This window comes from Aeromonas sp. 82P (genome assembly GCF_051919365.1).
In the GTDB taxonomy this organism is placed as follows: Bacteria; Pseudomonadota; Gammaproteobacteria; order Enterobacterales; family Aeromonadaceae; genus Aeromonas; species Aeromonas veronii.
The window spans coordinates 486209-492500 of record NZ_JBQBEV010000001.1; the positions used below are offsets into that span (position 1 = coordinate 486209).

Consider the following 6292-nt stretch of genomic DNA (forward strand, 5'->3'; position numbering starts at 1 on the left):
AGTAGTCGATGGCCAAACGCTGGTCGGGTTATCTGATTTTGGGGATGTGGCTGCTCAACCTGCTGCATCTCTATCTAGGGCTCTCCCCCTGGCCAGCGGCCATTGCGGCCTGGGGGGCATCACTGCTCACCTGGCCCTGGCTGGTGGGAGCCGCCAAGCGGCAGGCGCTGGCCCTGTATGGCGCCGCCCTGCTGCTGCTCATCTTCTCCTGGTGGCAGGGCGCGCCCCTCACCGCCGGTGACTGGCTGCTGCCCAACATCAATATGCTCACCATGTTTGCCGCGGTGAGCACCCTCAACCTCGCCACCTCAGGTCTCTTGACCGGCACCACCTCCTGGACCGGGCGTAAAGGTCTGTGGAGCACCATGGCCAGCCTCAATCTGCTGGGGGCGGTCATCAACCTCTCGGTGTTGTTCATCATCGGCGATCGGCTGGAGCGCAATGGCACCCTGGAGCGGCGTCAGGTGATGGTGCTGAGCCGGATCTTCTGTGCCGCCGCCTTCTGGTCGCCCTTCTTTGTCGCCATGGCGGTAGCGCTCACCTATGCGCCGGGCTTGCAACTCTCCCATATTCTGCCGTTCGGGATCCTCGCCGCCTTGCTGGCGATGGGGCTGACCGCCTGGCAGGTTGAGCGGATCGGGGTGGCCGACTTTGCCGGTTATCCGCTGCGGTTGCAGACTCTGGGGTTGCCGGTCACGCTGGCGTTGCTGGTACTGCTCATCAAGCAGATCTGGCCCCAGCTCGGCATTCTGGCGGTGATCGCGCTGGTGGCCCCGCTGCTGGCGCTGCTCTTTATGCCGAGGGTCGGGCGCAAGGCGGCCCTCAAGCGGCAGGTGGTGGAGCGCTTCCCCGCCATCGGTGGCCAGCTGGTGCTGTTTCTGGGGGCCGGTTTGCTGGCGGCAGGCATCAACAGTGCGTTGTCGGTCATCGATCTCGGTGCTGGTCATGGCCTGCCACTGTTCAACCACTTTGGCTGGCTTGAGGCATCCGTCACCCTGCTATTGATTTTGCTGGTGGCCATCGTCGGGGTGCATCCGCTTATCAGTATCTCCGGGCTGGCGCCGCTGCTCTGGCCGCTGGCGCCGGATCCCAGCTTGCTCGGCATGTGTTTCCTGCTGGGGTGGGGGCTTGCCACCGGCACCAGTCCGCTCTCCGGCTCCAATCTGGCGCTGGCTTCCCGCTACAACCTCAGTGCCGGGCTGATCCTGCGCTGGAATCTGCTCTACGGCCTGCTGATGTATGTGGTCGCCTGTCTGTTGCTGGGGGCTTATATCGCCTTGCATGGATAACGGCGGCGCCGTCAGGAGGGGGCAAATGATGCGCGGGTGGCGGGGCCTTTTACGCACGGTTCAGTGTGTTGTCGCGGCTCGGGCGCAGGATGCGAGAAAAATAGACGCATATTTAGACAATACATCTATGGAAGGCGCATTTTACAGCGCACTGGCTTGTTTGTGCCGATGCGCTCGGGGTATGCTGGCTTCACGCGCTTGAATCGCCCTCTGTGGGGCATCGCAATTGAACAAACAGGTATGCATATGTCACTAGAAGTCCTTGAGCAACTCGAATCCAAAGTACAATCCGCCGTCGACAACATCTCCTTGCTGAAGATGGAGCTGGACGAGCTGAAAGAGCAGAACAGCAAGCTGCAAGACGAGAACCATCAGCTGCGCAACGAGCACACTGCATGGCAGGAGCGTCTGCGTGCCCTGCTGGGCAAAATGGATCAGATGGGCGAAACCATCTAATTCATCGCCTTCAGGCAGAATTGAAAACGGGCCGCTCCATGAGCGGCCCGTCTGTTTTTGGCAGGGTGAAGATTACAGCGCCAGCAGTTGCTTGACTGTCTTCTCGATGCCGTCTGCCGCTTCGACTATGTTGTTGGCCAGCATGTAGGCGGGGGTCGAAATCACCTTGCGCTCCTGATCCACCACGAATTCGTTGACCGGGCAGTTGAGATGGTTGCCGCCCATCGCCTCGATGGCGTTGGCGGTGCCTTCGTCATGGCCGATGGTCGCCAGCGTCCCGGCACCATAGATCAGCGGGATCATGGCGGGCGCGATGCAGATATAGGCGGCCGGTTTGTTGGCGTTGGCAAAGCTCTGGCACGCTTTCAGCACATCGGGCTGGATGTTGCATTCGGCTCCTTTGATAGCAAAGTCACACAGGTTTTTGGCCGCGCCAAAGCCGCCGGGTACCAGCAGTGCGTCGTAATCGGCCGCATCCAGCTCGGCCACATCCTTGATCTGGCCACGGCAGATGCGGGCCGCTTCGACCAGCACATTGCGGCTCTCTCCCTCGCTCACTTCACCGGTCAGGTGGTTGATGACATGGAGCTGCGCCACGTTCGGGGCGAAGCACTGGACGGCGGCTCCCTGACGGGCCAGCGCCAGCAGGCTGATGACGGCCTCGTGGATTTCGGCCCCGTCAAAGACACCGCAGCCACTCAAAATCACGGCCACTTTTTTCATGGCAAACTCCTCGTTGTTGAAAATGTGAGCCAGGATGGATTGTTGTACTTTTGTATGGTTATCGCTCGCCCTCCGCTGGTCAAGTCATCTTGCTGTGCTAGGATTGTTTCGTTTTGGATCCTGCCGTACCTACTCCCTTAAATCTTTTTCCACATTGATCGAGATCATTCTAACTGTCTCTCGATCGGTTTTTACGATCTCAATCAATTGTTTTTAATGGCTTTTTGTATTCTTATTCACAGCTTTATCACTGTGCACTCTGATGCGCCCCATTTTTGAACACAGAGTTATCCACAGACTGAGTCCCTTTATCAGGCGCTGTGTGCTGTTGCTGCGCCCCTTGGTGTGAGGGGGGCCCTGTGGCATCCTAGCGGCTGTTTATCTCTGGCAGGACGATTTCATGGCCCCTAGCAACCCCCTTATTCTGGTCGACGGCTCCTCTTATCTTTACCGCGCCTTCTTCGCCTCCCAGCAGGCTGATCTGCGCACATCGACCGGTTTGCCGAGCGGCGCCGTCCGTGTCATGGCCAACATGATGCGCAGCCTGCGCAAGCAATATCCTGACTGTCATGTGGCCGTGGTGTTTGATGCCAAGGGCAAGACCTTCCGCGATGACATCTATCCCGAGTACAAGGCGACCCGTGCCAGCATGCCGGACGATCTGCGCAGCCAGGTTGCCCCGATCCACCAGATGATCAAGGCGATGGGTTTCCCCTTCCTGATGGTGGAAGGGGTTGAAGCCGACGACGTGATCGGCACCCTGGCCCGCCAGGCGACCGAGAAGCAGCTGCCGGTGCTGATCAGCACCGGTGACAAGGATATGGCACAGCTGGTCTCCGACCATGTCACCCTGATCGACACCATGAAAGATGTGAAGACCGATCGGGAAGGGGTGATCGAGAAGTTTGGCGTACCGCCCGAGCTCATCATCGACTATCTGGCCCTGATGGGTGACAAGGTCGACAACATTCCCGGCATGACCGGTGTCGGCGAGAAGACCGCGCTGGCCCTGCTGCAGGGGATCGGCAGCATCGACGAGATTGCCGCCAACCTCGACAAGGTCGCCGCCCTCGGCTTCCGTGGCTCCAAGGCGTTCGCCGACAAGTTCCGCGAGCAGGAGGAGCAGGTTCGTCTCTCCTATCGACTGGCGACCATCAAGACCGATGTCGAGCTGGAACAGAGTCTGGAAGAGCTGTTGCTCAAGCCGGTCGACAAGGAGTCCCTGCTGGCGGTCTATCGCGAATACGAGCTGCGCAACCTGATCAAGGAGCTGGAATCCGGTGGTGAAGAGGGGAGCGAGAGCGCCGGACAGGGCGACGCTGGCGATGAGAGCGCCGCTCCGGTTGCCGCCATCGAAACCGACTACCGCTGCATTCTGGACGAAGCCGAGTTTGACGGTTGGCTGGAACAGTTGAAAGCGGCACCGCTGTTTGCCTTCGATACCGAAACCACCAGTCTCGACTATATGGAGGCGCGGATCGTCGGGGTCTCCTTCGCCGTCGAACCGGGCAAGGCTGCTTATGTGCCGTTTGGCCACGACTATCTGGGGGCACCGGTACAGCTGAGCGAGGCCGTGGTGTTGGGCAAGCTCAAACCGCTGCTGGAAGATCCGACCCGTCTCAAGGTGGGGCAGAATCTCAAGTACGATCGCAACGTGCTGCTCAACCACGACATCGACCTGCAGGGCATCGCCTACGACACCATGCTGGAATCCTACGTGCTCAACTCCACCGCCAGTCGTCACGATATGGATTCGCTGGCCAAGCGTTATCTCGGAGTCGAGACCACCTCCTTTGAAGATATCGCGGGCAAAGGGGTGAAACAGCTCACCTTTAACCAGATCGAGCTGGAGCAGGCCGCTCCCTATGCGGCGGAAGATGCCGATATCACCCTGCGTCTGCACCAGACCCTGTGGGGTCAGCTGGAGGCCGTGCCGGGTCTCGCCAAGGTATTCAGCGAGATCGAACTGCCCCTGCTGCCAGTGCTGGCGCGGATGGAGTTGCTCGGCACCACCATCGAGCCCAAGCTGCTGCATCAGCAGAGTCAGGAGATCGAAGTGCGTCTGGCAGAGCTGGAAAAACAGGCTCACGAGCTGGCCGGGCAGGAGTTCAATCTCTCCTCGCCCAAGCAACTGGGGGAGATCCTCTTCACCAAGCTGGGGCTGCCGATCATCAAAAAGACCCCCAAGGGTGCGCCATCCACTGCGGAAGAGGTGCTGGCCGAGCTGGCTGAGACCTATGAGCTGCCGCGCCTCCTGATGGAGCACCGTGGGTTGGCCAAGCTCAAGTCCACCTACACCGACAAGCTGCCGCTGATGATCAAGCCGCAGACCGGACGGGTGCACACCTCCTATCATCAGGCGGTGGCGGCGACCGGTCGGCTCTCCTCCACCGATCCCAACCTGCAGAACATCCCGGTACGCAACGAACAGGGGCGCCGCATTCGGCAGGCCTTCATCCCGTGCGCCGGTTACAAGCTGGTGGCGGCGGACTACTCCCAGATCGAGCTGCGTATCATGGCGCATCTCTCCGGTGACAAGGGTCTGCTGACTGCCTTCGCCGAGGGCAAGGACATCCACAAGGCGACCGCCGCCGAGGTGTTCGGTGTAGCGCTCGATGCGGTCACCAGCGACATGCGCCGCAGCGCCAAGGCGATCAACTTTGGCCTCATCTACGGCATGAGTGCCTTTGGTCTGGCCAAGCAGTTGGGTATCGGCCGTGCCGAGGCGCAGAAGTACATGGATCTCTACTTCGAACGCTACCCGGGCGTGCTGGAGTATATGGAGCGTACCCGCCAGCAGGCGGAAGCTCAGGGTTATGTCGAAACCCTGTTTGGCCGTCGTTTATATCTGCCGGATATCAAGTCGCGTAACGCCGGTCTGCGCAAGGCTGCCGAACGGGCCGCCATCAACGCGCCCATGCAGGGTTCGGCTGCCGATATCATCAAGCGCGCTATGATCAACGTGGACAGCTGGATCCGCGGGATTGAAGATGAGTCGATCCGCATGCTGATGCAGGTACACGATGAACTGGTGTTCGAGATCCGCGAAGAGAAGCTGGAGGAGTACATCGCCATCATCAAGGAGAAGATGTCTGCCGCAGCTGAACTGGATGTGCCGCTGGTGGTGGAGGCGGGCACCGGCGACAACTGGGATCAGGCCCACTGATCTCCGGTCAGCCGTTTTGCACTGCTATATAGCTATATAAGAAGCGAAGCCCGGTATCATGCCGGGCTTCCTGTTTCTGGCAGCTCTATCAGGTCTCTTGCAGATACTCATCCTTGAGCAGGACATAGTTGTCCGCCGAGGTTTTGAGGAAGGCGACCTCGGCGGGTTTGAGCGGACGAGCCTGTTTGACGGGATTACCTATATATAGAAAGCCCGATTCGAGTCGCTTGCCCGGTGGTACCAGCGAACCTGCGCCGATCATCACATCATCTTCAACCACGACGCCATCAAGCAGAATGGCACCCATACCGACCAGCACCCGGTTGCCGATGGTGCAGCCGTGCAGCATCGCCTTGTGACCGACCGTGACATCCTCACCGATCAGCAGCGGATAGCCGGTCGGGTTGCTGGCGCTCTTGCGAGTCAGGTGCAGCACAGTGCCGTCCTGAATATTGCTGCGGGCGCCGATGCGGATATGGTTCACATCCCCCCGTGCCGCCACCATGGGCCAGATGCTGGCATCATCGGCCAGTTCGATATCGCCCACCAGTGTCGCGCAGGGATCTACATACACCCGTTTGCCCAGTTGCGGGCGTGTTCCCTTATAGGGTCTCAGTCGCAAGTCCATCTTGGCCTCCTTGTTTTCGGCCATTCTAGC

General features: G+C 59.8%; 5 protein-coding genes. 3 read left to right on the forward strand and 2 right to left on the reverse strand.

Translation table 11 applies throughout. The annotated features are described in order from the left end of the window. The first annotated feature begins 8 nt into the window (after positions 1 to 8). Positions 9 to 1289, forward strand: coding sequence for a hypothetical protein (locus ACTG2S_RS02260; protein ID WP_274161669.1), 1281 nt, complete (start codon positions 9 to 11; stop codon positions 1287 to 1289). Positions 1290 to 1535: 246 nt separating this feature from the next. Then, positions 1536 to 1745, forward strand: coding sequence for a cell division protein ZapB (locus ACTG2S_RS02265; protein ID WP_005339554.1), 210 nt, complete (start codon positions 1536 to 1538; stop codon positions 1743 to 1745). Between the two features lie 72 nt (positions 1746 to 1817). Here ACTG2S_RS02265 and elbB read toward each other — a convergent pair whose 3' ends face one another. Continuing rightward, positions 1818 to 2468, reverse strand: a complete 651-nt coding sequence (gene elbB / locus ACTG2S_RS02270) for an isoprenoid biosynthesis glyoxalase ElbB (protein WP_274161668.1) — start codon at positions 2466 to 2468, stop codon at positions 1818 to 1820. Between the two features lie 400 nt (positions 2469 to 2868). Between elbB and polA the strand changes: the two genes are divergently transcribed. Further along, the gene (polA, locus tag ACTG2S_RS02275; RefSeq protein ID WP_274161667.1) at positions 2869 to 5634 is read left to right on the forward strand and encodes a DNA polymerase I; all 2766 of its coding nucleotides are present in this window, start codon (positions 2869 to 2871) and stop codon (positions 5632 to 5634) included. 88 nt (positions 5635 to 5722) lie between these two features. On the opposite strand, the gene ACTG2S_RS02280 is transcribed toward polA, so the two are convergent. Continuing rightward, positions 5723 to 6262 carry a gamma carbonic anhydrase family protein gene (locus ACTG2S_RS02280; RefSeq protein WP_274161666.1) on the reverse strand — a complete coding sequence of 180 codons (540 nt, stop codon included), beginning with the start codon at positions 6260 to 6262 and terminating at the stop codon, positions 5723 to 5725. Between the last annotated feature and the right edge of the window lie 30 nt (positions 6263 to 6292).